This is a genomic window from Vibrio sp. 10N.222.54.E6 (assembly GCF_041473955.1).
Classification (GTDB): domain Bacteria; phylum Pseudomonadota; class Gammaproteobacteria; order Enterobacterales; family Vibrionaceae; genus Vibrio; species Vibrio tasmaniensis_A.
Map to the genome: position 1 here is coordinate 127,611 of NZ_JBFRTD010000017.1, position 26,320 is coordinate 153,930.

Below are 26,320 nucleotides of genomic sequence, written 5' to 3' on the forward strand. Positions count from 1 at the left end.
ATGAAAGCGAATAATAAAAAATCCAATAATTTTAGATCACCGCTTCTTATTTCTCTTGGGCTGCACGTCGTTTTATTCGTTGCGCTCATTTGGGGAGCGGATTTCACCATGTCAGAGCCAAAGCCTACAGGGCAGATGGTTCAAGCTGTGGTGATTGATCCTCAGTTGGTTCGCCAGCAAGCTCAACAGATTCGTCAACAAAGAGAAGCGGCGAGCAAAAAAGAGCAAGAGCGTTTAGATAAACTAAGACGTGAAAGCGAACGACTTGAAAAAAATCGTAAAGCTGAAGAAGAGAACATTCGAAAGCTGAAAGAAAAGCAAGCTAAAGAAGCCAAAGCGGCTCGCGACGCGGAAAAGCGTCGAGTTGAAAATGAAAAGCAACGTAAAGTTGAAGAGGCTCGCTTAAAACAAGAGAAAAAGAAAGCCGCTAAAGCAGAAGCTGATCGTAAGTTGAAAGAAGCCGCGGTTGTGAAAGCAGAAAAAGAACGCAAGGCAAAAGAAGCGGCCATTGCTAAAGCTGAACAAGAACGCGTGGCGAAAGAAAAAGCCGCGAAAGAGGCCGCTGAAAAAGCTCGTAAAGAAAAAGAAGCCGCTGAGCGTGCTGAGAAACAACGTATAGCGAAAGAGAAGGAAGCGGCAGCCGCAGCAGAAAAAGCCCGTAAAGCGAAAGAAGCTGCAGCAAGAGCGGAGAAAGAGCGTAAACAGCAAGAAGCGGCGTTGAACGATATTTTTGCTGGGCTTGAAACTGAAGCGACTCAAAACTCTTCAGCTAGACAACAATTTATTAGTGATGAAGCGCAGCGTTATGGTGCTATCTATACTCAACTCATTCAACAAAACTTGTTGTTAGAAGACAGCTACAGAGGTCGTTCATGTCGAGTAAACCTAAAGCTTATTCCAACGGGATCTAATGCGATATTAGGTAGATTGAGTATCTTAGATGGTGACAGTCGCTTATGTGCGGCAACGAAGCGTGCGGTAGCACAAGTGCAATCTTACCCGTTACCTAAGGACCCAGACATTATAAAATCACTGAAAGACATTAACTTAACTGTATCACCAGAGTAAAAGGACGAACTTGTGTTAAAGAAACTATTACTGAGTTTTGTTTTCTTAATAGCTACAAGCAGCCAGTTTGCCCATGCGGCACTGGAGCTGGTTATTACAGATGGTATTAACTCTGCACGACCTATCGCTATTGTTCCTTTCCGTTGGGAAGGCGCAGGACCATTGCCGCACGATGTGTCAGCAGTTATCGCTTCTGACTTGCAACGCAGTGGTAAATTCAGCCCAGTTGCGACAAGTAAAATGCCTCAAACGCCTTACAGCGAAACCGAGGTGAATTTTGATGCTTGGACTAACCTAGGTGTTGATTCACTGCTAACCGGTAGCATCACTAAAAATGCCGAAGGGCAGTATGTGGTGAACTACCAACTGATCGACATTGTTCGTGGTCAACTGACTAAAGGGCAAAGCCGTGCACTAAGCGATGAAGGCCAATTAGTACTTTCTAAAGATCATGTGCTGTTCAACAAGAAAGCGACAGTGCCTGGTAAACGCTTGAGAGAGTACGCACACCGAATCTCTGATTTAGTGTATGAAGAGCTAACGGGTGAGAAAGGGGCGTTTCTAACGCGTATTTCTTACGTAGTTGTGAACGACAAAGACAAATACCCGTACCAGCTTCGTGTTGCTGACTACGACGGCTTTAACGAGCGTTTGGTGCTTCGTTCTAAGCAGCCTCTTATGTCACCAGCATGGTCGCCAGACGGTAAGAAGCTTGCGTATGTGAGTTTCCAAAATGGCCAAGCTGAAATATTCATAATGAATATTTATACGGGTGAGCGCGAGAAAGTGACGTCATACCCTCGTCATAATGGTGCGCCAAGATTCTCGCCAGATGGTAAAACATTGGCGTTGGTATTGTCGAAAACAGGCAGTCTTCAGGTGTACACACTCGACCTTGCTAGCCGTAAGCTGACTCAAATTACCCGCGGTCGTTCTAACAATACTGAACCATTTTGGCACCCAGATGGCAAGTCTCTAATTTTCACATCTGATCGTGGTGGTAAACCACAGATTTATAATGTAAATTTGTCAAATAATTCGACATCTCGTATTACTTGGCAAGGTAGCCAAAACTTAGGTGGCCAGATCACCCCTGACGGACGATTCCTGATTATGGTTAATCGCAGCAACTCGGGTTTTAACTTGGCTAAACAAGATTTGGAAACTGGTGCGGTTCAGGTGCTAACAAAAACATTGTTAGATGAATCTCCAAGTATTGCACCGAATGGAGGTATGGTTATCTATAGCTCTATTTACAACAAAACAAACGTACTATCGATGGTTTCTATCGATGGTCGTTTTAAGGCTAGATTACCAGCAACGAACGGACGCGTAAGAGCGCCTTCGTGGTCACCGTTTCTCTAGTCGATTTGATACATTCTTTTAGCTATTGATAGTGTTAACTATTGTGGCATTTAACTATCTATAGCACTTAGTCGCTGTAGAAACTAAGTTTGATAACGTAAGGAAAAAAAGATGCAACTTAACAAAGTTCTTAAAGGCTTGATGATTGCACTACCAGTGATGGCAGTAACGGCATGTAGCTCAACTGATGAAGCAACTTCTGCAACATCTGGCACAGAAAGCAACCAAACAACTTCAGGTTCAGAAGGCAACGTAGATACAACTGTTGTAACGCCAATTGACGCTAACGGTCAACTGTCTGAGCAAGAGCTTAAAGAGCAAGCGCTACGCGAAACTCAAACAATCTACTTCGCATTCGACAACTCTACTATCGCTGGCGACTACGAAGAAATGCTTGCAGCTCACGCAGCATACCTAGTTAAGAACGTTGATATGAACGTTACTGTTGAAGGTCATGCTGATGAGCGCGGTACTCCTGAGTACAACATCGCACTTGGTGAGCGTCGTGCACAAGCTGTAGCGAAATACCTACAAGCTCTAGGTGTTCAAGCAGACCAAATCTCTATCGTAAGCTACGGTGAAGAGAAGCCACTTTTTCTAGGTCAATCTGAAGACGTGTACGCTAAAAACCGTCGTGCAGTACTAGTTTACTAATTTCAGTAGGCTATATAATTGAGGAATTGCCTCATGTTCAGTAACACAAAGCGAGTCATTTTGCTTTCGTTACTGGCAAGTGCAGCGAACACTACGTTCGCTGCACCAGCTCCAGTATCCGATCTCAATAGCACCGCAACAAATTCATCATCTTCCTCTCGATCAGCATCTAACGAATCAGATATTGAGCGTTTAGAGCGCTTGCTTCAAAATCGTAATCTCGTTCAGCTTCAAATGCAGCAGCAAATCGACGATATGTCACTGGAGATCAGTGAACTTCGTGGTGAGTTGGAGCGAAACAGCTACGATATGAAACAAATGCTCGAGCGCCAACGTGAATTGTTCATTGAACTGGATCGTGTGAGAGGCGAGGTGAAAGCAGCAGGAACAGCAACGGTAGCAGTAGCAGCGAGCGAAGGCTCTAAGGATGCTTCTGGTACGTTCAGTACTGATGTTGATGAGCAAACAGCTTATCAGAATGCTGTAGATATGATTCTAAAGCAGCGAGACTACACGGGTGCTATTGCAGCATTCCAAAAGTTTCAAAAAGACTTCCCAGACTCGACCTTCACGCCTAACACCCATTATTGGTTAGGTCAGCTTTATTTCGCTAAAAAGCAAGATAAGGAAGCTGTGAAGAGCTTTGCCGCTGTTGTGTCATACAAAGACTCCAACAAGCGCTCTGATGCTCTGGTTAAGCTTGGTGACATAGCTACGCGTAACAACAACGCGACGCAAGCTAAGAAATATTACCAGCAAGTTGTAACCGAGTATCCAAACAGTGCTTCGGCTAAAGTGGCTAAAACCCACTTGTAAACAAAATAGGGGTGCTCAGGTACCTCTTTTTTATATCTGATCACTTTCGTTTTGTGTCTACTTCTCTTCTTTGTAATGCCAACGCATCGCTTTGTTTATGCGTTTTAAGCATTAGTTAGTCATCGCTTGAAACCAATCCTTTTTGATCCCAATCGCTGTCCTGTGTAGAATACTCTAATTCTCGGAAGAAGTTGCGTAGAGCAAGAGCAATGAGTCATATACTAGATAAAATCGATACAGTTTACCCGTTTCCGCCTAAGCCAGTTCCACTGAGCGACGCTCAGAAGCAGGCCCACATCGCAAACATCAAAACACTACTTCAAGAAAAAGATGCAGTTCTAATTGCACACTACTACACAGATCCTGAAATTCAGGCCCTAGCTGAAGCAACTGGTGGTTTTGTTGGCGATTCATTAGAAATGGCTAAGTTTGGTAACCGCCATTCGGCAAGCACTTTGATCATCGCTGGCGTTCGTTTTATGGGGGAGTCAGCAAAGATTCTTACACCTGAAAAACGCATTCTAATGCCAACACTAGAAGCTGAATGTTCTCTTGATCTTGGCTGTCCTGCAGACAAGTTTACAGAATTTTGTGATGCTCACCCTGACCATACAGTGGTTGTATACGCGAATACCTCTGCGGCTGTTAAGGCTCGTGCAGACTGGGTAGTTACGTCGAGCATCGCTCTAGAAATCGTTGAAAGCCTAGACGCTGAAGGCAAACCCATTATTTGGGGTCCAGACCGTCACCTAGGTTCTTACATCGCAAATCAAACTGGCGCTGACATGCTGCTTTGGCAAGGTGAGTGTATTGTTCATGACGAGTTCTCAGCTGATGCTTTGAAGAAAATGAAATCAGTATACCCAGAAGCGGCTATTTTGGTTCACCCAGAATCACCAGCAAGCGTGGTTGAACTGGCTGACGCTGTTGGTTCAACAAGTCAACTGATCAAGAAAGCAAAAGAGCTGCCTCATCCACAGATGATTGTCGCGACTGACAAAGGTATCTTCTTCAAAATGCAGCAACTGGTTCCTGAAAAAGAACTGATTGAAGCGCCGACAGCAGGTGCCGGTGCAACTTGTCGAAGCTGCGCGCACTGTCCTTGGATGGCAATGAACGGCCTTGAAGCGATTGAAAATGCGCTTGAGAATGGTGGCGAGCAACACGAGATCTTCGTTTCTGACGAACTGCGCGTGAAGTCCCTTATCCCATTGAACCGCATGCTAGATTTTGCTGAGCAATTAAATGTGCAGGTAAAAGGTAACGCTTAATCTAATGACGTGAGGTTATAAATAATCCAATATTTATAACTCTGCAGTCTTTATAATGTGGTGCATTTGTCATCATTAAAAAAACCAGCCGCAGTGCTGGTTTTTTGTATCTGAATATTCGCCTTAGTCTAGTCTCATTAGCTGCTGCAATTTACACTAGATATGACCAATCGTAGCAAATACCACTATTAGCAATACCTATAATAGTAAACAATGGGTCAGCCTAGTTTGTTAAATCACTTGATAACATCGTTAGAAATCTTGATTGTAGAATAACGACTTATCGAAGTTTCTTGTCGAAAATAGCTGCCTTGTTCTTAAGCCTTTTTCCTGAGAGTTTTATGCTCACTTACTTACTGTGACTGACATTAATTTTTCTACGCTATCTCTGTATCAGTGTGTTCAAATTGAGAATTGAATTTAGATTGATTCATGAGTACGAACAGAAATAGCCCGGCCATCAGCGAAGCCGCGACCCAATATGGGAGGCTTTGGTTGTATTGATAAAGTATCGTTGCAGTGATTGGCCCCACAATGGAAGATAGCCCTTGGATGGCAGAAATTGTACCTGCAGCTGCACCTTGTTCGTTCATATCTACTGAATTGGCGGTGATAGCTTGTACCGCAGGAAACAAGAGTCCCAACCCTATTGCCATAAATATATAGCCTGTAATAAGAAGCGTAGCTGAGTGTGCTACTGACACAATACAGAGACCAGCACATGCCACTATTGGACCCATCATGAAACTCTTTAGTAATACGTTATTTTTCATTTTGGCTAAGAAAGCTTGTGTGATACCTAACGTGATTCCAGTGATGGTCAAAACGATACCAGACAGCTGAGCTGCTTGTTCCGATGTATCTCGGATGCGGTCGAGTATTAAAAATCCAATGATGATCTGGGCTGTTATAACAGCAAACATACAAGCGAACATAGCGAGTGCCGGGAAGCGAAGTCGTTGGTCAAAAAAGCTTATAGTATTCTCGGAAGGCTCGTGGATTATTGTTGTTTCAGGTAAGCGGATCTTGATAATAACCCAGGCGATGAATGGGAGTACTGACAATACGTACAACGGCAGTGTCAGAGAGTATTGAGATAACATTCCACCTAAAGCTGGCCCTGCAACTAGCCCTATTGCACTTGCTGCCCCAATACTTGCCATGGCACTTTGTCGCTCTTTGGGCGTGGTAATATCTGCCACTAACGCAGTGCTAATAGGAGTAATAGCCGCTAAAAACAGGCCGACGAATGTGCGAGCAACGATCATTCCTATGAGTATGATGAGTGAGTGAAAGGTTGTTTTCAGGGATAGATCTAGCCATATCGTCATGAGGATAAAAGAGCACGCATAGCCTAAAGTAGCGACTAGCAATACGGGTTTTCGTCCCTTCTTGTCACTGGTCTCCCCCCATTTTTTTGCGCTAAGAAGCCAAGCTATTCCCGACATAGCGACCACCAAGCCACCATGCCATTCCATTAAACCAACTTCGCGAATAATCGGACCGATCACTGGAATGATCGACATCATCGCTGTCATACAGACAGCGTTTAATACAAATAACTGTTTAATAGTACTCATAAAGTGGCTTTTTTAGTTTGGCTACAATGTACGGGACATCAAATATACAACCGATATAATTCCAATAAAAGCATTAATGGAAAAGATTATCATTATCAGTTAAATTAATTGAAAGAGTTCGAAGTGGAAGAAAAATGATAAATGAAAGTAGTTATATAAATGTCAATGGTTCAACTATATATTACGAAATATCGGGTAATCTTACTGGTGAACCGCTGTTGATGCTTCATGGTGGACTTGGGTCAATCCATGAATTAGAGCCGTTACATAAGTATTTATTCGACAATTATCAATTAATAAGTCTTGATTTGCGTGGACATGGTAAGTCGGATCTAGGGTGTTTACGACTTAGTTACAGCCAGTATCAGCAAGATGCTCATTCCGTACTCGACGCTTTAGGAATTGAGCAATATTCGATATTTGGTTTCAGTGATGGCGGCATTGTAGGCTACCGCTTAGCCGCTCAAGAACCAAATAGGGTTTCTTGCTTGGTGACGCTCGGTTCACAATGGCAAGTGAATATTGATGATCCATCTATGAAACTATTATCCAGTTTAACTCCGGATTTTTGGCGCAACAGGTTCTCGGAGGACGTTGCTTTGTACGAGGCAACTAACCCAGAACCAGATTTTTCTAAGCTGGTTGATGCAGTTAAAGAGGCTTGGTTTGATAACACGGCATCGGGTTATCCTTGTGATTTAGTCGAACAGATTCGCTGTCCGACATTGATTATGAGAGGGGATAACGATTTTATATTTTCTCTTGATGAGGCAGTGGCTTTAAAAGGCAAAATTTCTGGGAGCTGTTTTGCCAACATTCCTCAGACAGCACATGCGTCATATCAAGAAGCACCTGATATTGTAGGTTCAATGATCAAGCGCTTTCTGTCGCAACATGGCAATAATAAATAGAACGTACTTGTTATTGATGCAGGTGCGTCGGATTACTAACAACTTAATCAATTGGGTAAAAAGCATAATGACTCGCCAAGATTGGTATCCACTGACTAATGCGCAGGAGGCATATTGGGACGAATTCGTTCAACATCCAGATAGGCCTTTATCGACAGTAGCTCATTGTTTGGAAATTTCAGGCTCTATCGATCTCGAAAAATTAGCCGATGCCATTAATCAGACTGTTTCAGAAGCGGAAGCTTTGCTGCTTAGATTTCGACGATTGGAAAATCAGTACTATCCCGTTCAAATGGTTTGTTTTGACGAAAAACCCACAGTGGAGGTCATCGATCTACGTGGGGAAGAAAACGCGCAAGAACAAGTAAATGCATATTTGCGCTCTGACGTCGAAACGGCCATTGATTTAGAAAAGGATGTGATTACGAAGGTACAGCTCTATATTGTAGGATCACAGAAAGTCTTTTGGTATCTGAGAACTCATCATATTGCGGTCGATGGTTACAGTATGAGTCTAATTGAGCAGCGTTGTTCGGAGCTTTATCTGTGTTTAGTGAATAACACAGCGCCAAAACACTACTTTAAGACGTTTGAGGTTTATCTCAAAGAAAACACCGATTATTTGGATAGTGACCGTTTCGATGTTGACCGATCTTATTGGGGTAATTATCTTGATTCAGCCAATCTGACGCTGAGTAACCACGATATCTCGGTATCTGATACAGTTTATTGTGAGAGGGATGTTCCTGAGTCGATTTGTGATTCTCTTATCACGGTATCTAAGCAATTAATGATTGGTTGGAGTGACATTCTCACCTTACTGTGTACAGCGTATCTTTATAGGCATTGGCGATCAGACGAACAGACGTCTTTTCCTTTGCCTGTGTGGCTACCATTTATGAATAGAATGGGTAATCCTTGTGCAAACCTACCGTCATTAATGGTCAATACTATTCCTTATATCGGAGAGGTTGCCGATGATGAGTCGGTGGATTCATATCTCAGAAGGGCGGTAAAAGAGCTTAGGGGAAATTATTGCCATGGACGGTATCGAGTAGAGAATAAATGCACATCTGGCGGACACTATTTTATTTCACCATTCATTAATATTTTGCCTTTTGAATCGACAGAATTTCATGGGTGCTCAACGAAACGTCGTATTATTGCTGGTGGAATTGCGGACGGGTTTAACGTAACCTTTCGCGGCTCAAGGCAAGCGAAAAACATGTCTTTAAAGATAGAGGCAGAGAGCAGCCTCTTTGAACTGCATGAACTAACAGATCATGCTAATCATTTACTAAAGTACCTATCTAAAGCTCTAAATTCTGTCTTAGATTAATTCTGCATAAGCTTAATGCTGTCTTATTTTTTAAATTTTTGTTTCAACCCTCCTTATGAATAGGGCATCTCGTTAGGTGCTCTAGCCATCAAAAATCAGAATGCCAAACCCAAGCTAATTGTTAAAAATGATAATTATTATCAATATCAAATGAGAATGCTTTACATTTAAATATGCAACCGATAAAGTACGGTTGAAAATTCGTCAGGTCATTGAAAGGAAAATCATTTTTCAATTTATTCGTTGAGTGATTTAGGCCTTGTTCAATGTGACGTTTTTTAGTCGGAATTTTGGCTCATGTATTAAAGCAGTGGTCAATAAGGAGCTAAGGAAGTACAGCTGATACTCGTTTTGAGTTGTTGCGTTTTCAACCTTTGAATGTCTTCCCTAGTTTTCCTTATAAATGCCGTACATGAGCCCACCTAAAGTTAATGCTTAATCAAGGAGAATTTTAAATGACAGCATTACGCCCCGCGGCAGTGAATGAGCTAGGAAATAGCAAATTCAAGCTACGTACTTTATCTGCAATCATCATGGGACTTTGTGTCAGTGGTCAAGCTTTTGCAGCGACGAACAATAATAATGAAACTACCGCTAACGAAGAAAAAACTACTTTTGAAGTTACCGTGTATGGCGAGAAAATAGAACGTTCGATTTATGATACGGGCTCAAGCGTGCATGTGTATGATGAAGATCGTATTGCGACTACTCCAGGTGCATCTGAGGTCGATGACTTGCTGCAGCTAACACCGAACATTGTAGATTCAGGTCAGGGTAATAACCTACCATCGATTCGTGGTGTTGATGGGTCAGGTCCTTCATTCGGTGGTCTTGCAGCCTTTGGTGGCTCTGTGCCAAGATTGAATCTTTCAATTGATGGACGCTCACTCAGCTATTCTGAAGTCGCGTTCGGTCCTCGCTCTTTATGGGATATGCAGCAAGCGGAAATTTATCTTGGACCGCAAAGCTATGTCCAAGGTCGAAATGCTTCTGCGGGTGCTATCGTTTTAAAATCCAATGATCCGACTTACGATTTTGAGAGCAAAGTTAAGGCTGCTATTGGTCAGCAAGACTATTCTCAAACCGCTGCGGTAATCTCAGCGCCAATACTTGAAGATCAACTGGCCTTCAGGTTGAGTGTTGATCAACAAAAACGCAGTAGTTATGCAGACCTTACTGCCTATGAACCTGTCGGTGACCCTAATCGAATTGAGATGACGACAGCTCGCGGTAAATTTTTACTAGAGCCAGCAGGCCTTCCTGGATTCAAAACCACGTTAACGATTGCCCATATGGATACCGTTGGACCTCAATCTGAATCTCAACAGACAAAGATCAATAGAGCTGTTTACGAAACTCAGTCAACAAGCGGCATTTGGGATGTATCTTATGACATCTCAGATACGTTAGTGTTCGAAAATAATTTGATCTACACCGATCGCACCTACGATCGAATCACTGATCCTGCGGGCAGAAAGCAGGATTTCAAATCGAAAGGTAATGAGTTCCAAATAGAGCCTTTGGTTCGATTTGATTCCCTTAGCGAAGATCTTTCTGGTTTGTTTGGTTTACGCTACTTCAAATCTGAAGATGATGATGTATTTGAACAGACTGGGTCATCTATACCAATGGAAGGCAAAAACCGTGCTATGTCGGCATTCGCTGAAGTGACGTACTTGGTGATGCCGAGCATCGAAGTTGTAGCGGCAGGGCGATTCGAACGCGAAAGCAAAAAACGCTATGTTGCCCCGGGTCGCTTCGGCTTAGATTATGATGAAACATCAAATGTATTCCTTCCTAAGCTTGAAGTTGCCTATAAGCCTGAATCAGATCAAACCGTGGGTATCCGAGCAGCTAAGGGCTTTAACTCTGGAGGTGGCGGTGTTGGCTTCAATAACAAAACGTGGGCATTTTCTTCATATACGTATGAAGACGAATACGTTTGGAACTATGAATTCTTCACTCGCCATAGTCTGCTAGATAATGAACTTGAGTTAACAACTAACGTCTTCTACAACGACTATGATAATTTCCAAGTACTGGAGACTTCATCAAAAGGTGATGTGAAAGTTGATAATGTTGATGAAGCATATACTTACGGTGCAGAACTAGGAAGCCGTTGGTTAACAACATCTAACCTAGAGCTATTGGCTTCACTTGGTTTGTTGAAAACAAGCTACAAAGATCATGCTAATAGCTCAAAAGAACTCGCTCGTGCCCCTTCTTTGACGGCAAGCTTCGGTGCTTTATACATGTTTGCTGAGAATTTCGAATTGAGTGGTAATGCGAATTACACTGGAGATTACTTCAGTGACGTTGAAAACTCAGCTAACCAGAGTATTGATGCTTACTGGGTTGCAAATGCACAAGTTGCGTATGTGTTTACTAACGGACGTATGTCTTTATTCGCTACAAACTTGTTTGATTCTCAGAAAGAAACATTCAATTTCGGTGGAGACGATATTACGAAGCAAGCTCCTCGCCAAATTGGTGGTTCAGTAGAATTGTACTTCTAATCGGTTAGATATAATAAAAACGCCTTGCTCAAAGCAAGGCGTTTATTGATCCCAAACGGTTGTCAAAATGTTTAAGGTGCTAGAAGTCAGAACCTTAATTTAGGCTGTAGCTTCAGTAGAGGTCATGATCGTCTGCCAAGATTCGAGTGTTGGCGTCGCCATTAATTGGGCAAAGCTAATGTTTATCCCTGCATTTCTTAGTTGGCCTGTTAGGCGCATCATACTGATTGAATCCAAACCGAGTTCGATGAGGTTAACGTCCGGCTTTACCGATTCGACTGGAACACTTAATACCTGACTGATTATTTCTACCAGATCAATATTTGCTTCTTGCTTAGACAAAATAATTTCCTTTTCTTTCGGAAGTTTATCTTCTACTTCCAATATTTCACTCAAATTCGCTATACACGATATCACCACTTGATTGTTATATACAAATGATTATTATTAGCATTTACATGTATTGATAGGCGTCAATTGTGCTGAATCGATTTGGGTATCTTAATACTTCCAAGCGTTGGTCTTAGCACTTCAACATACAATAAGGAATGACATGGAAACCGTGCTCAAGGAGAAGCTTTGTCAAGATGGCTTGTTATATGGCTTTGTTGATCAACCAGATCGTCAATCTGCGAAGTTTGAACAGAACAACTTATGGTTAAACACACCTTTATGGGCAATTTTGAGTGAAGGGGTTGCTCTGCATCCAACTAAACCTGCAGTAGCCGATCCGACGGGTAGCCTTACTTATGAAGAGTTGCAGTCTGAAGCAGACAGAATAGCCGCGGGTTTAAAAGAGGTCGGGTTAAAAGCTGGAGACCGGGTCGTATTTCAGGTGTCTAACAGCATTTATTTCGCAAAAGTGTTTTTTGCTTTACAAAGAGCTGGCTTGATTCCGGTATTGGCACTGCCGGCACATGGTATTGTTGAAATTCGCCATTTCATGAAAGTATCTGGCGCAAGGGCCTACTTCGGTTCTAACTTAGAAAACGATGGAAGAGCACTACACATAGCTGACTCACTGTCGGAAGAGTCCCTTTCATTTAAGCATATCTATATTGTGGGAGACTCTGGAAAGTATCCGTCTTTACCTCTGGGTAATATTGGCCAGTTCGTTCCTGAACGACCAAACCCAAATCATCCTGCTTTGTTTTTAGTTTCTGGTGGAACGACGGGACTACCTAAGCTCATTCCTAGAAGTCATAACGATTATCGTCTCAACATCCAAAGTTGTGCAGCAGCAAGTGAGTTGTCGTCCGACGAGGTATACCTCGCAGTGTTACCTGCCGCGCATAATTTTACTTTGGGTTGTCCCGGTTTATTGGGAGCGCTTGATGTTGGAGGAAGTGCCATTTTCAGTTCCAACCCCAGTCCTGATTACTGCTTTGATGTTATCGAGAAAAATAAAGTGACGGCGACAGCTTTGGTTCCCGCGCTTGCGCAGCTATGGAATGCGGCTAAAGAATGGGAAAGTGCGAATACATCTAGCCTAAGACTGATGCAAGTCGGTGGCTCGAAGCTAGCCTATTCTGATGCTCTTGATGTTCAAAAAACCTTTCCCGGCGCACTCCAACAAGTTTTTGGTATGGCAGAAGGCCTGATCGCCTGTACTCGGTTAGGGGATGATGAAACCTTGGTTGCGACGAAACAAGGTCGACCTGTAAGTCGCTGGGATGAGGTTCGCATAGTCAATGCTGAGGGGAACACTGTTCCAATGGGTGAAGAAGGCGAACTACTCACTCGCGGTCCCTACACTTTAAGAGGGTATTACCGTGCAGAGGAACACAACCAACGCTCATTTACTCAAGATGGTTTCTACCGAAGTGGAGATCGAGCCATTGTTGATGAGAGGGGATATATCGTTGTGACTGGCAGAATTAAGGACGTCGTAAACCGAGCTGGTGAGTGTATTGCTACCGATGAAATCGAAGAGCATTTACTTATGCATCCTAATGTTGCACAGGTCGCCGTGGTTGCGGTACCTGATAAACATCTAGGCGAAAGGATCGGAGTCGCTGTCGTGAAAAGGGGGCTTTCCCCAACTTTGCAAGAGCTACGCACCTTCCTAAAAGACCAAGGGATGGCTTCTTTCAAACAGCCAGACGAATTGCTCATTGTCTCTAATCTGCCCAAAACAGCGGTAGGTAAAATTGATAAAAAGCGATTGCTTGGTCCAAGTGGTGAACCTTGGGTTAATACGCCAGTTTAACTAACGCGAGCTGCTTACCGTAGCTCTATATTGTCGATAAACAACGTCCTATTGATTGAATCGAGAGTGCTCTAGAAGGATGACTTGTCGTCGAGCCTGAGAAAGGTGCTTCTATTATTACACTCTTCAATGGGTCATTACAGGGAACAAAGACTAAAGGAAATCAACGTGTCATCTATAAAGAAGCCAGAAGTTTGCGAAAGTCTCAATGATATACGAATCGGAATAGATACCCTTGATAAGGAGATCGTTCATATTCTTTCTAAGCGGTTAGGGTATGTCAAAGCCGCCGCACAATTTAAGCCCAGTGAGCAGAGTATTCCGGCACCAGAGCGTGTCGCTGAAATGCTAGAAGACCGAAAAAAATGGGCAGAAGAGGCCGGGATGAGTAGCGAGTATGTCGAAACGTTATTCTCTAGTATCACCCATTGGTACATTAATCAGCAAATTAAACATTGGCGTACCGAAAGGGGGCTTTCAGCAGAAGAACCCGAAAATACGGCAACGTGATAAGAGTGTTTTGAACTTATCCGTTGAGTATGTATTAGAGGGTTACACATATTCCTGTTGGATCACCACTTTGACTACTAAGCGCCAAAGATTTAATTGATCAGATGACAGAAGAGAGCGTCAGTGCTGATTAGAGTATTAAGGACAATTACAAATGACTATACCGAAAATAGCGAGTTACGACTTGCCAGAACACCATGAGTTTCCAATAAACAGAACGAACTGGACTATCGAACCTAGTAAAGCGGTACTTTTAATTCACGACATGCAAGAGTATTTTGTGAGCTACTATGAGGCTGATTCGTCACCTATGGCGGACATTTTAACGAACATTCAGCAGTTAAAACACGTAGCGAAACAAGCGGGAATCCCGGTTGTATATACCGCACAACCCGCAAATCAAGACCCAAAAGATAGAGCCTTGTTAACTGACTTTTGGGGTCCGGGGCTAAACGGCGATCATACTCCTGTCGTATCAACGCTCGCTCCAGAAAGCGATGATATTGAGTACGTTAAATGGCGTTACAGTGCATTTAAGAAAACCCCATTGCTTGATTACATGAAAGACAATCAAAAAACTCAGCTGATCATCTCTGGTATTTACGGGCACATTGGCATTTTATCGACTGCTTTGGATGCATTCATGTTGGATGTACAGCCCTTTATTATCGGTGATGCGATCGCGGATTTTTCGCGTGAAGACCATATCCACACTCTCAATTACATATCAGGCCGAACGGGAAGCATTAAAACACTCGATAAAGCTATAGCGGAAATCAACCCAAATGAAGAGAGTATTCTTAGCCTCAATGTTTTGCAGTCTGACGTGGCCGAAACATTAGGTGTTTCTTATGAAGAGATTGATGTGAATGAAAATCTAATCTTCATGGGGCTAGATTCGATGCGAGCGATGACACTTGTAGAGAAGTGGAATAAGCAGGGCGCAAATATCTCATTCGCTCAGCTCATTGAAGCGGTTTCATTGCAAGAGTGGTGGCAAGCAATCGAAGCGACACTGAAGAACCACGCAGAAGAAGTACCAGCATAATTGCTCGCAAGTTAGCGCCAATTATTTATAGAATTTCTTAAGAGGTAAATTGATGAGCGATCAACCAGTGCGTTTACATCCGATGTTGTTGGACTTTGTTCGTAAGGAGAAGATCTCAAAGCATCTACTGCGAGTGACTGTTACGGGCGACTCTTTAAAAGGGTTCCCTGAAGATCAAAATGGTACACACATAAAAGTGTTTTTCCCCAATAGGGAGAGTGGGATATTGCAGTTACCTTATCGAGAAGGTGAAACTGTGATTTGGCCTGAGCATAAACCCGTGCCTCGAGCCTATACCGTCAGAAAGTATCGAGCCGATGTGAATGAGCTTGATATCGATTTCGTGATCCACGGAACCGATTCTCCCGGCGGTGGGTGGGCGATTAAAGCAGAACAAGGTTTCCAAATTGGCCTTGTAGGCCCTGCTGGGCCTGAGCCATTAATTGAACCCGCAGATTGGTATATTATTGCGGGAGACCTAACAGCAGTACCAGCCATTAGTGCTATTTTGGAGAACCTTCCCTCCGACACTCAAGGCCATGTATTTATCGAGATAGAGGATGCTGCAGATAAACATGATATTAAGCATCCGCAAGGTCTGGTTTTGAAGTGGCTAATGAGAGACGAAAAGAGTGATCAATATCTATTGAGCAAAGCCATTTCCGGCTTAATTGCACCTAATGGATCTCACTCGCTTTCGGCTTTCATTGCGGGTGAAAATGAAAGCGTGATTGCGTGTCGTAAAGCGCTTAAACAAGAGTACAAGCTGTCTAGAAAAGATATGTATGCGATTCCTTACTGGAAACGAGGTAAGGATGAAGAAGCATACCATGATGAACGCCATGAAGTTATGGATGAAGAGTACTAGCTTGCCTGTTTTAGAAAACAAAAACCGATCTCATGAGATCGGTTTTTGTTAGTACCTTTGGGTGCTTAAGCATACGCCTCTCGGAGGCGTTTCTTATTCACTTTGCCGACAGGTGTCTTGGGCAATGAATCGACAAATTTGATTAAATCTGGGATTTTGTAATCAGCTAAGCCACAATCACGTAGGAAATATTTTAGTTTGAAGGGATTTATGTCTGCCCCTTCGACTTTAACGATTACAGCGCAACTTCGTTCTCCTAAGTAGTCGTCAGGTATCGCAATGAGAGCGGCATCATGAACCCCATCGTGTCGAATTAGGTGGTTTTCGACCTCTTCTGCTGCAATCTTTTCCCCCCCTCGGTTAATCTGGTCTTTATCTCGCCCTGTTACAATGATATTACCGTCCTTAGTCTGTTTAACTATGTCACCAGTGTGATAAAACCCTTGTTGGTCGAATGAAAGACGGTTGTGTTCTTTTGCTTGGTAATAGCCGCGAATGGTGTAAGGACCTTGAGTGAGAAGAAAACCTTCCTCTCCGCAGGATACTGACTCCCCCTCTTCATTCACGATTTTAATCCGATCATGTTGTGAAATAGGGCGCCCTTGGGTAGAGGCAATAACTTCCATAGGATCATCCAATCTAGTGTAGTTCACTAGCCCTTCAGCCATACCAAAGACTTGTTGAAGCTGACAATCTAACTTGTTTGGTAGGTCTGTAGCCGCCGTTTGGCTAAACTTAGCGCCACCGACTTGAACTAATTTTAAGCTTGAAAGATCATGAGTAGTGGATTGAGCCTGCTCCATCCACAGCAGTGCTAGTGGGGGAACTAAGCCCGATACGGTAATTTTATGCTCTTCAATTAGTTTAAACGCTGATTTTGGAGTAGGGTCATGCGTAAGAACAACCGTACCTCCAGCGAAAAAGACCCCTAAAGCTCCCGGTGAACTTAATGGGAAATTATGTGCAACCGGCAGCGCACATAAGTAGCGAGTGTTTTCAGTAAACTTACAGATAGTGTTACTGCCAATCACGCTATAAGCATAGTCATTGTGGGTTCGAGGTATCAGTTTTGGCGTACCGGTTGTTCCACCTGACAATTGGAAAAATGCCAGTTCAGATGCTTCTGCTTCTTGTTTATCGTCGGGTTGCCCCGTGAAATCATCAAGCGATGTGAACCTTGGATCTGCCAAGTTCGTAGCATCACAGCGAACGATTATATGTTCTAATTCATTACTTTCATCTAACACTTGCTTAGCTAAGGCTTGGTAATTAAAGCCAGTATGTTTCCCATCTACAATGTAAGCTTTGGCTTTGGCGTGTTGGCAAAAATAAGATACTTCTGAGAAGCGATGAGCGGGAAGAGCTAAAACGGGTCGAATACCTTTCTGTAACAAGGCAAAGTAGCAAAAATAGAATTCGGCTACGTTTGTCATTTGTAATACGACATTGTCGCCCTTCATTAACCCTAAAGACTGAAAACCTGAAGCCATTTGAGACACTCTCTCTGCGGCTTGTAAATAGCTAAATTGACGCTCACCACAGATAAGAGCCATGTTGTTACCACACCGCTCAACTGAGTGCTGAAAATGATCGAAAAGAGTTCTGTCTTGCCAATAACCTAGCTCTCTATACAAAGAAGCTTGGGGTGTTGGCCAATCTGTATAATCCATATGTTCATTCGACATTATGAGTCTACCTATGCCGTCAACATATCTTTAAGTTGGATACCTGCTGCCGTTAAGATGGTGTTCATTTTGGCACCAGTTTCATCCAGTTCGCTTTGTGGATGTGATTCATCAACAATACCTGCTCCAGCAAAAACTTTCATTTGTCGTTTTTGGACCTCAGCACAACGGATCGTCACCACCCACTCCCCATTACCTCTTGAATCACACCAACCAACCATACCGGTAAAATACCCTCGGTCGAATTGCTCCAATTTTCGGATAGCTTCATACGCTTTCTGTCGCGGATAACCGCAAACTGCAGGGGTAGGGTGTAATTCAGCAGCGACTTCCAACACATTAGTGTGAGGGTTACTGACTTGACCCTCTAGTTCCGTGGAGAGATGAAGCATGGTTTTTGTTTCTATGACTGATGGAATCATAGGTGTGTACAGGTTGTGGCAATACTTGCTCATCACACGCTCAACTTCTTCTACAACTAGACCATGTTCGTGCAGATCTTTGTTGGTATTGAGCAATGAATTTGTTGAGCTTTGATTCTGTTCGTCCAGTTCAGAACGCGGGCGCGATCCTGCGAGTGGGTTAGAGGTGAGATAACTGCCTTTTTTTGCAACAAGGAGTTCTGGACTCGCCCCCATTAGCTTTTGGTTGTCATTGATATTCGCTGCGAACGTATAGCCTTTCGAGTTGATTGATAACAGATTACGAAGCAAAGTTTGCTGCTGAATATCAGCGTCTGTTTCTACTTCAATAGCCCGAGAAAGAACCACTTTTGAAAGCTCTGTGTTGGCAAACATATCAAGAAGGTCGGATACCCCTTGCTTATAATGATTACCGCTTGGGGAAGAAATGACGTGCGCATCGGCAGAAGAAAGCGGATTTGAGTGTAAGGATCTTGTACTACTAGAGATGAATAACTGCTCTGGGATAATAAATTTAGTCGGGTTTTCTTCGTTAAATGGGACGACACCAAATAGCACTGGATTATCGGCTTCTGATTTTTTAGCCGCCTGGAGCATTTCGTTCGCCTTCTCGGCTAGCTCTGAAAATGCAATAGGCTGGTGGAACTCATTTTCAATACCTTTACCCATCATCGTATTACTGGGAGAAGCGAAGAAAAATGGAGATGACAATAGCTCTCTATCTAGCAGATCACTTTCCATTTTTGAATAGCCAATGACTTCACGTTTCATAACAGGTCCCTCTTTGTGTATAGATCGTTATGACGATGTGCAATTACTTACATTGATGTTCTTAAAGGAACTCATTTGTCATGCACTTCATCGGGTTGCTTATTTTGGTCAGTAAGATTACATTTACATTTATTTAAATGCTAATGATAATGATTTCTATTTGATGTAAATCGTCATTATTGAAGGCTGCTCACATTCTTTGATTTTTGTTTTATGTAAATGCATACAAAAGTCGCAATTTTGATTGTTTATTATTCGGTTGTTTAGGTATATGGAAAGATTTCTTGAAGGACAATTAGTGTTATTAACGGGTGGTGCAAAAGGTATTGGTTTTAGCACGTTAGAGAGTTTGTTGGACTCGGGAGCTAAGGTGCTCGCTACGGATATTGATAGCCAACTCCTCGCGACTAAATCTGAATCTCTAGCGAGAAAGTATCCAGATCAGCTCTGGGTTGAACCGTTGGATCTGTCAAAACCTGAGTTAGTAAAACAGAGTATTTATCATTGGGTAGCAGAGTACGGTGAGTTTGACCACTTAGTGAGTTGTGCTGGTATTCTTCATTTAGGTGCGCTGTGTGATATGTCATTCGAGCAGATAGAAAACACATTTATGGTCAATTCGTTTGGTGCTCTAGCCACAATGCAGGCGGTATCTAAGTGTATGAAAGATCGGGGGAAGGGGAATATGGTTGTTGTCGGTTCGAATGCTGCCAATACTCCTAGAGCAAATATGGGGGCTTATGCAGCATCTAAGTCGGCGTTACACATGTTTGTAAAATCCATTGGTATTGAACTCGCGCCTTTGGGGATTCGTTGCAATATTGTGAGCCCAGGGTCTACACGTACAGAAATGCAATTGCAACTTTGGAATGAGAGTTATGGTGAGGAGCAGGTCATTGCCGGAGATGCAACGCAGTTTCGTCTAGGTATTCCGCTCAACAAGATTGCTGAACCCAAAGATATTGCTCAATCGATATTGTTTCTGATGTCTAATGCAGCTAATCATATCACTATGCATGACTTGCGGATTGATGGTGGTGCAACGCTCGATAACTAGACATCATAGAGTTATATGGCGCGCATGCGCCATATAAAATTTTAGGTTAAGCGACCGTCGATAATTTCTTGTGAGTTGCCTCTACCATTGCATTTGCAAAGACATCGAGAATTGCAACGGTATCTTCCCAGTTTAGACATTCATCAGTGATGGATTGACCTCTGGTTAGTGGCGTCGCATCTATATTTTGCGCCCCTCCGACTAAGAAGCTTTCAGACATAACGCCGGCGATGTACTGCTCTCCTGAAATGATTTGCTCTGCAATGTTTCTGGCTACATTGAGTTGATTTTTGGCAATTTTCAGACTGTTCCCATGACTACAATCAATGATGATTCGGGGGTTAAGGCCGTTTAATTCTAATTGTTTTGTTACATCACAGACGTGTACGTTAGTATAGTTTGGCTGTTTTCCGCCACGTAAAATGATATGTCCGTTAGGGTTGCCATGTGTCATTGCAGACATGGGTGTATTACCAAAACCAGAGACATAAACTAGGTGAGGAGATTTCGCGGCGTGAATTGCGTCAATCGCGATCGTTACATTGCCATCCGTTCCATTCTTAAACCCAATAGGGCACGGGATGCCTGAAGCCATTTGTCTGTGTGTTTGAGACTCAGTGGTTCTTGCTCCAATAGCGCCCCAACAAATTAAATCAGATACATATGGGTACACGGTGGTGTCTAAAAACTCGGTTGCCGTTGCAAGCTCTAGATCAACAACATCTTTTAAGAATTTTCTTGCGACAAACAGCCCCTTACTCATCTTATGGCTATTGTCTAAATCGGGATCGACAATGAGCCCTTTCCAACCGACGCGGGTTCGTGGTTTTTCAAAATAGGTTCGCATGACGATCAAGAGCTGGTCACGATATTTGTTCTGTAGTTCGGCCAACTTACGAGCATACTCTAAAGCAGCCTCTGGGTCGTGGATGGAGCAAGGTCCAATGATAACGAGCAGACGGTTATCTTTCCCATTTAAAATTTCTGTGATTTCGAATCTTTTATCACGGATAAATCGTTCACTTTTTTCGTCTAGAGTGATTTCACTCGTTACATCAATCACACTCGGCAGTGGCTCTATCGTGGTTGAATTAAGTTGCTTCTCTAACTCTTGCATCCTTCCTCCTAAAACAAGTGTTCCTTGATGTTATGGCTTCATCAAATGCGCGGTCCAGGTATGACTTGGAAAACATTCAATTCCAATAAATGATAATTATTATCATTTAATTTTGAGGATTATTGAAATAGGAGCTAGGTGTTGTCAAGCTTATTGTTGGGTGATGTAGTGAGATCATGCCCAATACAATCAGTACATCAACTCATATTAGTTAGCACTAAACAAAAATGATAACGCTTATCATTTTTGTTTGAGTTTATTCTTAAGCTGGTGTATTACATTAGTTTAATAAGCCTCGTGGCACATTAAATGGATGAATGAGTGTGGAAATGAAGATGAGAGAATTGACGACTGTACAGGCTGCTTATTATGTCGGTAGGCAAACAGGCCAATCGATGGGAGGCGTAGCGGCTCATATTTATGCTGAATTTGATGGTGAAAATATCGACTCAGAAAAATTGGCAAGTGCGGTGAGGAAGTTGTACATCAATCATCCTATGTTACGGATGAAAGTTACTTCTGGTGGTCAACAAACCATCGCTCCTTTATCTTCTGTTCATCAACTTATCATTGATGATATTGAACACCTTTCACCATCGGCTACCCGTGACTTTTTAATAGAGAAGCGCACTGCTATTACTGACCAGAAACTGGATTTAGACAATGGGCAGGCCGCGCAGATCGGTATCACACGTCATTCTAAAGTGCAGTGCCGTTTGCATATAGACGTAGACATGATTGCTGTGGATGCACAGAGCTTCCGAATCTTAGTCGAAGAGTTGGCTAAGCTCTATAGCGATGAACATCAAGGCAACGAGACACAAGAGAAGAATTCGTTCTTTGAATATTTAGATAAACAAGCGGCGGACAATTACCTCGTAGCTAAACGACAGTCTGATAAGACATGGTGGCAACAACGATTACCAGACATCGCTGGAGCACCTGAGTTTCCGTATGTTAATGGGGATATTGATCGTCAGCATGGGCACAGTCAGCGGTTCACACATCAGTTGACTCAAGAGCAACGGTCTTCGATCGAAGAGTTAGCCAAGAAACACCACTTAACCTTAACCCAACTTTTTCTAACGCTTTTCTCTCAAGCTGTCGGTAGCTCTTGTAACAGCCCTGATTTTCGATTGAATGTGCCGACTTTTCACCGCGGTTTCTATACGAACGATGCAGAGACAACGATAGGTGATTTCTCGAACTTGCTGATCTACAGCGCTAGCTTGAAAGCTCAAGAATCAACGCTTAATCATTGTCGTCGTACTGCCAATCAACTGAACCAATTACTCAACCATGAAAGCTATTCTGGTGTAACGGTGATGCGAGATTTATCGCGTTACTATGGGACCGTGCAAGCATCGCCTATCGTATTTACATCGGGAATGGATGTTGAAGGTGATGATTTATTCTCTGAGGCAGTCACAAAAGTCTTCGGAAAAATGAACTGGGTAATCTCTCAAGGTGCTCAGGTTACATTAGATGCACAAATCGCGCCTGCGTACGAAGGTATTTTTGTCAATTGGGATGTGCGAATGGACGTGTTCCCTAAAGGCTTTGTCGATACCTTGTTTAACAAGTTTATTGCGATTGTTCAATCTTTAGCTGATGAACCTAATAGCATACATAACTCTTTGGAAAGTACGCTCGCTCAGTTAGGTTATGCATGTCCTTCGTTACCCTTAGTTACCTCTTGTCCAAAGCCTTTAACAGAGCTACAAAAATCTTACCTACTCGGTCGCTCTACTCATATCCCTATGGGTGGCACTGCGATGCATGAATTCCGGGAATACCGAGGGAAAATAGAATCGAGCTTAGTTGAGTCTCGCCTCGAATCATTGGTAAAAAAGTACGATGCGTTACGGATGCACATCGATGAGAACAAGCTTGTTCAGCAGGTGTCGTCTAAGGTGACTTTGAATTTTGACTCCCATGACTTTCGACACTTGTCGATTGAGCAAGCGCTAGAGAGAGTTGGTAAAATTCGTCAAGTGAGTAATCACACGATGCACGACCTGTCGAAGTCGCCATGGCGTGTTTCTGTTATTCAATTGCCTGACTCTGACATCGGTTATCAGACCATTGTCTTTACCAGTTTTGATGCATTAATTGTTGATGGTAGAACACACTCCCTGATTCTTTCTGAATTATTGAAAAAGAATAGCGGGCATTTGCATGAGCTCTGTGCTAACAGCGCTGAGACCAATCACTTTGATAGTGAACATGACACTGCCAAAAGGGAGGCAGATATGTCGTTCTGGCAAAGTAAGCTTGACCCAGAGTGCGCGCCACCTTCACTTCCATGGAAACAGCGATTGGATCATATAAAGGCTTCGCGTTACCAGCGAGAAAGCATTGTTATAGACAAAACTGCATTAACTCAGTTAACGATGGCGAGTGCAGCCAACAGCTTGTTTTTGAACTCAGCACTTTCTGCTCTTGTTCTTGAAGGGATGTCGTATTGGACGACAGAACAAGAGATGAGAGTTGGTTTTCCGGTAGCGATCCCACAAAGCGATCAACCTCTTGGTAATGGTTCGACGTTCGTGATTTTGGAGTACCGAAAGAATAAAGGCAGCTTGCTAGAGCGAGCACAGGGTATGCAAAATGATATGTTTGAGGCGCTTGATCATCTCGACTTTTCTGGTGTTGATATCAATCGTCAGTTAATGACTTCGCGAACCAGTTCATTGGCTTTACCTGTTGTAGTGACGAATGGTCTAACTTGGGATGCATTATCCGATGACGATGAACTCGTCTTCTTTGATGGTATAACCCAAACCCCTCAAGTCGCGTTAGATATCCGCCTTAATTTTGATGAAAGGCGAAATCTAGTATTGAGTTTTGACTATGCGGTTGACGCACTAGATAAACGAGTGGTTGTCTCCATACTTGAATCGATAGAGCGTCACATTGAGACCGTATGTGAGACCCATGATTTTGACATCCCTTCACATAAGGTACTCAACCTTGAACACTATAAATTGAACTGTGATGTAAAAGAGTTTGAATGCTCCAAGTTCTTATCCAAGATAGCGCGTAATCTTGCGGAAAATGCGAGTGATGATATCGCGGTCATTTGTGGTGAACGGCATATCAGCTACAAGGCATTTGGGGAGGACGTCCATAAGGTGATGCAGCATATTGCTCACCTTGGCTTGAAGCAAGGTGATGTGTTGGCCATCTGTTTGCCAAAGAGCCCTGAGCATTTAGTGATGACGATTGCCTGTTCATTATCAGGGATTATATGGGTGCCTATCGATGCTTCATCACCAGAAGAGCGTTTGGATTACCTACTGAGTAATTGCAATGCCAATTTAGTGGTAACTAACCAAACGTCACAGCGTAAAAACTCAGTGCTCTATCAAGCACTATTGCAACCTGTTGAGCAGGCTTATCCATCACTCTCCAATACGGACTTAGAGGTGCTTAGTCAAAGTGAGCATGGTGCTTATTATCTGTATACATCGGGAACAACAGGTAAACCTAAATGCGTTGTAGTGAACAGCAGAGCAACTTCCAATGTCATCGGGGAAACGTGTAAAGCTTGGCAAATAACGTCTGAAGATGTGTTGATGTGCGTAACGCCGTTCCATCATGATCTCTCTGTGTTTGATATTTATGCTTCGTTTACTTGCGGGGCAACCATTGTATTACCAGAGGCTGGTGAAGAAAAAGACGCGATTCGTTGGAATCAATTGGTTGAGAAGCACCGTATTACTATTTGGCAGTCAGTTCCGGCATTGATGGAAATGTTGTTGTCTTGTATGCAGGGTGAAAAACTCAAATCTCTACGCTTAGTTTGCCAAGGGGGGGATTACGTTAAACCTAAAACGATTGATGAACTTAGAGCGCTGGAGCAAGATATTCGCCTTGTCTCAATTGGTGGTCCTACCGAAACCACGATATGGAGTATCTGGCACTTTGTCACCGACGAAGACAAATCGGTTATTCCTTATGGCAGGCCTTTCCCTGCAAATCAGTACTTTATTATGGATGGATTGGGTAAACATGTTCCACAAGGAGTAGCAGGTCGGATCATGACAGTAGGAGTAAACCTTGCGTCAGGGTATTTATCTGATGGAGAGCTTACACAAACTGATTTTGTGACGATAATTGATGATCTAGGTAGTGAGGTCAGAGCGTTTAGAACCGGTGATCTAGGCTATTATCGTGAAGATGGCACCATTATTTTTGCTGGTCGGGTTAATGGCTATGTGAAGGTTAGGGGCGTCCGTGTGTCGTTACCCGATATTGAGAAAGAGTTAAATCGCTGCCCACTGATTGAGCAAGTTTTGATTGTCGACTATACCGAACGTAATGGAGACGTAGCGTTAGGTGCGATCTATAAAGTGGCGGATGGCCAAGTCGCTAATGCTGCTGCTATTCGTGACTTTGCACAGCAATGCTTACCAAACTCCCATGTACCTTCTCAGTTACTTGAATTGGATAAACTGCCTCTCTCTCGAAATGGAAAGTTTGACCGGATTCAAGCGCGAGAAGAGTTGGTTCGTTCAATGACTCAGACGGTGAGCTCTCCACAACTCGCTTCAGCTTCTGTTACTCAGAACAATGAGAAACAGAACAACGCTAAAACGACGTTAACGACATCAGAATTTGGGTCGATTATCGAAGCTTATGAGCAAGTGACGGGAAAACATTTAGAAGGTTTTAGCGAGGAGAGTGCGTTTCTGTCGTTGGGTTTAAAGCCATCTCACCTAAAAGGTGTAGCAGAGAAACTGAGTAAAACGTTTGAGCGTAAGGTGTTTACACGCAAGTTGATTAAATGTCGGAACGCAAAAGAGGTTGCCGACGAGATTTTATAATCACTTTAATAAACCTTCCAGAGAAAGCCGAGCGAATAAAGTTCGGCTATTTTATTTAATTGGGGGGTGTGTTGTCGTGTTAGCCCGCTAAGTTAATTTTTGTTGGTCACGAAATACAAAGGTTACTACATGTCGATTTAACGGTGCGATGTACGTTAGTTGGGTTATTTATTTATCAATTGCTTAAAACGAAATTATGCTAATGTATCCGCTAGCGAAAACCGGATTTATCTTGATTGTTCTATATGAATATAGTTAGCATATGCTTAATAGCTTAATAGCTT

General features: G+C 43.0%; 19 protein-coding genes. 14 read left to right on the forward strand and 5 right to left on the reverse strand.

What is annotated here, in order from left to right; translation table 11 throughout:
- The 5 genes from tolA (at nt 1) to nadA (ending at nt 5,174) form a co-directional block, all read left to right on the forward strand.
- The gene (tolA, locus tag AB4513_RS11130) at nt 1-1,068 is read left to right on the forward strand and encodes a cell envelope integrity protein TolA (RefSeq protein ID WP_017097725.1); all 1,068 of its coding nucleotides are present in this window, start codon (nt 1-3) and stop codon (nt 1,066-1,068) included.
- A gap of 12 nt (nt 1,069-1,080) precedes the next feature.
- Nucleotides 1,081-2,433: a Tol-Pal system beta propeller repeat protein TolB gene (gene tolB / locus AB4513_RS11135; protein WP_009846380.1), complete on the forward strand. Its 1,353-nt coding sequence runs from the start codon at nt 1,081-1,083 to the stop codon at nt 2,431-2,433.
- A 111-nt stretch (nt 2,434-2,544) separates the two neighbouring features.
- Nucleotides 2,545-3,087 (forward strand): peptidoglycan-associated lipoprotein Pal, encoded by a 543-nt coding sequence (gene pal, locus AB4513_RS11140; RefSeq protein WP_102257359.1) that lies wholly within the window; start codon nt 2,545-2,547, stop codon nt 3,085-3,087.
- 33 nt (nt 3,088-3,120) lie between these two features.
- Nucleotides 3,121-3,903 carry a tol-pal system protein YbgF gene (ybgF, locus tag AB4513_RS11145; RefSeq protein ID WP_009846383.1) on the forward strand — a complete coding sequence of 261 codons (783 nt, stop codon included), beginning with the start codon at nt 3,121-3,123 and terminating at the stop codon, nt 3,901-3,903.
- Nucleotides 3,904-4,112: 209 nt separating this feature from the next.
- On the forward strand, nt 4,113-5,174 hold the full coding sequence (gene nadA / locus AB4513_RS11150; protein ID WP_009846384.1) for a quinolinate synthase NadA: 1,062 nt from the start codon (nt 4,113-4,115) through the stop codon (nt 5,172-5,174).
- A gap of 377 nt (nt 5,175-5,551) precedes the next feature.
- On the opposite strand, the gene AB4513_RS11155 is transcribed toward nadA, so the two are convergent.
- Complete coding sequence (locus AB4513_RS11155; RefSeq protein WP_102257358.1) at nt 5,552-6,754, reverse strand: MFS transporter; 1,203 nt, start codon at nt 6,752-6,754, stop codon at nt 5,552-5,554.
- Between the two features lie 134 nt (nt 6,755-6,888).
- Here AB4513_RS11155 and AB4513_RS11160 point away from each other — a divergent pair, with 134 nt between their 5' ends.
- The 3 genes from AB4513_RS11160 (at nt 6,889) to AB4513_RS11170 (ending at nt 11,520) form a co-directional block, all read left to right on the forward strand.
- A complete protein-coding gene (locus AB4513_RS11160; protein WP_102257357.1) occupies nt 6,889-7,665 on the forward strand; it encodes an alpha/beta fold hydrolase in 777 nt (258 codons plus the stop codon).
- A gap of 67 nt (nt 7,666-7,732) precedes the next feature.
- Complete coding sequence (locus tag AB4513_RS11165) at nt 7,733-9,004, forward strand: condensation domain-containing protein (protein WP_102257375.1); 1,272 nt, start codon at nt 7,733-7,735, stop codon at nt 9,002-9,004.
- A gap of 455 nt (nt 9,005-9,459) precedes the next feature.
- On the forward strand, nt 9,460-11,520 hold the full coding sequence (locus tag AB4513_RS11170; RefSeq protein ID WP_009846388.1) for a TonB-dependent receptor: 2,061 nt from the start codon (nt 9,460-9,462) through the stop codon (nt 11,518-11,520).
- 99 nt (nt 11,521-11,619) lie between these two features.
- Here AB4513_RS11170 and AB4513_RS11175 read toward each other — a convergent pair whose 3' ends face one another.
- Nucleotides 11,620-11,862, reverse strand: coding sequence for a phosphopantetheine-binding protein (locus AB4513_RS11175; protein ID WP_032499777.1), 243 nt, complete (start codon nt 11,860-11,862; stop codon nt 11,620-11,622).
- Between the two features lie 211 nt (nt 11,863-12,073).
- Here AB4513_RS11175 and AB4513_RS11180 point away from each other — a divergent pair, with 211 nt between their 5' ends.
- The 4 genes from AB4513_RS11180 to AB4513_RS11195 all read left to right on the forward strand — a co-directional run bounded on the left by AB4513_RS11180 (nt 12,074) and on the right by AB4513_RS11195 (nt 16,155).
- Nucleotides 12,074-13,729 (forward strand): (2,3-dihydroxybenzoyl)adenylate synthase, encoded by a 1,656-nt coding sequence (locus AB4513_RS11180; protein ID WP_009846390.1) that lies wholly within the window; start codon nt 12,074-12,076, stop codon nt 13,727-13,729.
- Between the two features lie 168 nt (nt 13,730-13,897).
- On the forward strand, nt 13,898-14,239 hold the full coding sequence (locus tag AB4513_RS11185; protein WP_029223919.1) for an isochorismate lyase: 342 nt from the start codon (nt 13,898-13,900) through the stop codon (nt 14,237-14,239).
- 154 nt (nt 14,240-14,393) lie between these two features.
- Nucleotides 14,394-15,287 (forward strand): isochorismatase family protein, encoded by an 894-nt coding sequence (locus AB4513_RS11190; protein ID WP_009846392.1) that lies wholly within the window; start codon nt 14,394-14,396, stop codon nt 15,285-15,287.
- Between the two features lie 52 nt (nt 15,288-15,339).
- On the forward strand, nt 15,340-16,155 hold the full coding sequence (locus AB4513_RS11195) for a siderophore-interacting protein (protein ID WP_009846393.1): 816 nt from the start codon (nt 15,340-15,342) through the stop codon (nt 16,153-16,155).
- Nucleotides 16,156-16,220: 65 nt separating this feature from the next.
- On the opposite strand, the gene AB4513_RS11200 is transcribed toward AB4513_RS11195, so the two are convergent.
- Together AB4513_RS11200 and AB4513_RS11205 are read right to left on the reverse strand one after the other, a co-directional pair.
- Nucleotides 16,221-17,840: a (2,3-dihydroxybenzoyl)adenylate synthase gene (locus tag AB4513_RS11200; RefSeq protein ID WP_102257356.1), complete on the reverse strand. Its 1,620-nt coding sequence runs from the start codon at nt 17,838-17,840 to the stop codon at nt 16,221-16,223.
- An 11-nt stretch (nt 17,841-17,851) separates the two neighbouring features.
- The gene (locus AB4513_RS11205) at nt 17,852-19,033 is read right to left on the reverse strand and encodes an isochorismate synthase (RefSeq protein WP_009846395.1); all 1,182 of its coding nucleotides are present in this window, start codon (nt 19,031-19,033) and stop codon (nt 17,852-17,854) included.
- Nucleotides 19,034-19,304: 271 nt separating this feature from the next.
- Here AB4513_RS11205 and AB4513_RS11210 point away from each other — a divergent pair, with 271 nt between their 5' ends.
- Entirely contained in the window at nt 19,305-20,090 is a 786-nt protein-coding gene (locus tag AB4513_RS11210; protein ID WP_102257355.1) for a 2,3-dihydro-2,3-dihydroxybenzoate dehydrogenase, read from the forward strand.
- 46 nt (nt 20,091-20,136) lie between these two features.
- Here the strand turns inward: AB4513_RS11210 and AB4513_RS11215 are convergent, their stop codons facing one another.
- Nucleotides 20,137-21,207, reverse strand: coding sequence for a 3-deoxy-7-phosphoheptulonate synthase (locus AB4513_RS11215; protein WP_009846397.1), 1,071 nt, complete (start codon nt 21,205-21,207; stop codon nt 20,137-20,139).
- Between the two features lie 335 nt (nt 21,208-21,542).
- On the opposite strand from AB4513_RS11215, the gene AB4513_RS11220 reads away from it, so the two are divergent.
- A complete protein-coding gene (locus AB4513_RS11220; protein WP_240798322.1) occupies nt 21,543-26,036 on the forward strand; it encodes an amino acid adenylation domain-containing protein in 4,494 nt (1,497 codons plus the stop codon).
- The last annotated feature ends 284 nt before the right edge of the window (nt 26,037-26,320 follow it).

Bases quoted from the DNA above. Each gene is read 5' to 3' on its own strand.
- AB4513_RS11155 (WP_102257358.1), bottom strand. From the start codon at position 6,754: ATGAGTACTATTAAACAGTTATTTGTATTAAACGCTGTCTGTATGACA.
- pal (WP_102257359.1), top strand. From the start codon at position 2,545: ATGCAACTTAACAAAGTTCTTAAAGGCTTGATGATTGCACTACCAGTG.
- AB4513_RS11160 (WP_102257357.1), top strand. From the start codon at position 6,889: ATGATAAATGAAAGTAGTTATATAAATGTCAATGGTTCAACTATATAT.
- AB4513_RS11200 (WP_102257356.1), bottom strand. From the start codon at position 17,840: ATGTCGAATGAACATATGGATTATACAGATTGGCCAACACCCCAAGCT.
- AB4513_RS11210 (WP_102257355.1), top strand. From the start codon at position 19,305: ATGGAAAGATTTCTTGAAGGACAATTAGTGTTATTAACGGGTGGTGCA.
- AB4513_RS11190 (WP_009846392.1), top strand. From the start codon at position 14,394: ATGACTATACCGAAAATAGCGAGTTACGACTTGCCAGAACACCATGAG.
- AB4513_RS11215 (WP_009846397.1), bottom strand. From the start codon at position 21,207: ATGCAAGAGTTAGAGAAGCAACTTAATTCAACCACGATAGAGCCACTG.
- AB4513_RS11195 (WP_009846393.1), top strand. From the start codon at position 15,340: ATGAGCGATCAACCAGTGCGTTTACATCCGATGTTGTTGGACTTTGTT.
- AB4513_RS11205 (WP_009846395.1), bottom strand. From the start codon at position 19,033: ATGAAACGTGAAGTCATTGGCTATTCAAAAATGGAAAGTGATCTGCTA.
- AB4513_RS11220 (WP_240798322.1), top strand. From the start codon at position 21,543: ATGAGAGAATTGACGACTGTACAGGCTGCTTATTATGTCGGTAGGCAA.
- nadA (WP_009846384.1), top strand. From the start codon at position 4,113: ATGAGTCATATACTAGATAAAATCGATACAGTTTACCCGTTTCCGCCT.
- tolA (WP_017097725.1), top strand. From the start codon at position 1: ATGAAAGCGAATAATAAAAAATCCAATAATTTTAGATCACCGCTTCTT.
- AB4513_RS11165 (WP_102257375.1), top strand. From the start codon at position 7,733: ATGACTCGCCAAGATTGGTATCCACTGACTAATGCGCAGGAGGCATAT.
- AB4513_RS11180 (WP_009846390.1), top strand. From the start codon at position 12,074: ATGGAAACCGTGCTCAAGGAGAAGCTTTGTCAAGATGGCTTGTTATAT.
- ybgF (WP_009846383.1), top strand. From the start codon at position 3,121: ATGTTCAGTAACACAAAGCGAGTCATTTTGCTTTCGTTACTGGCAAGT.
- AB4513_RS11170 (WP_009846388.1), top strand. From the start codon at position 9,460: ATGACAGCATTACGCCCCGCGGCAGTGAATGAGCTAGGAAATAGCAAA.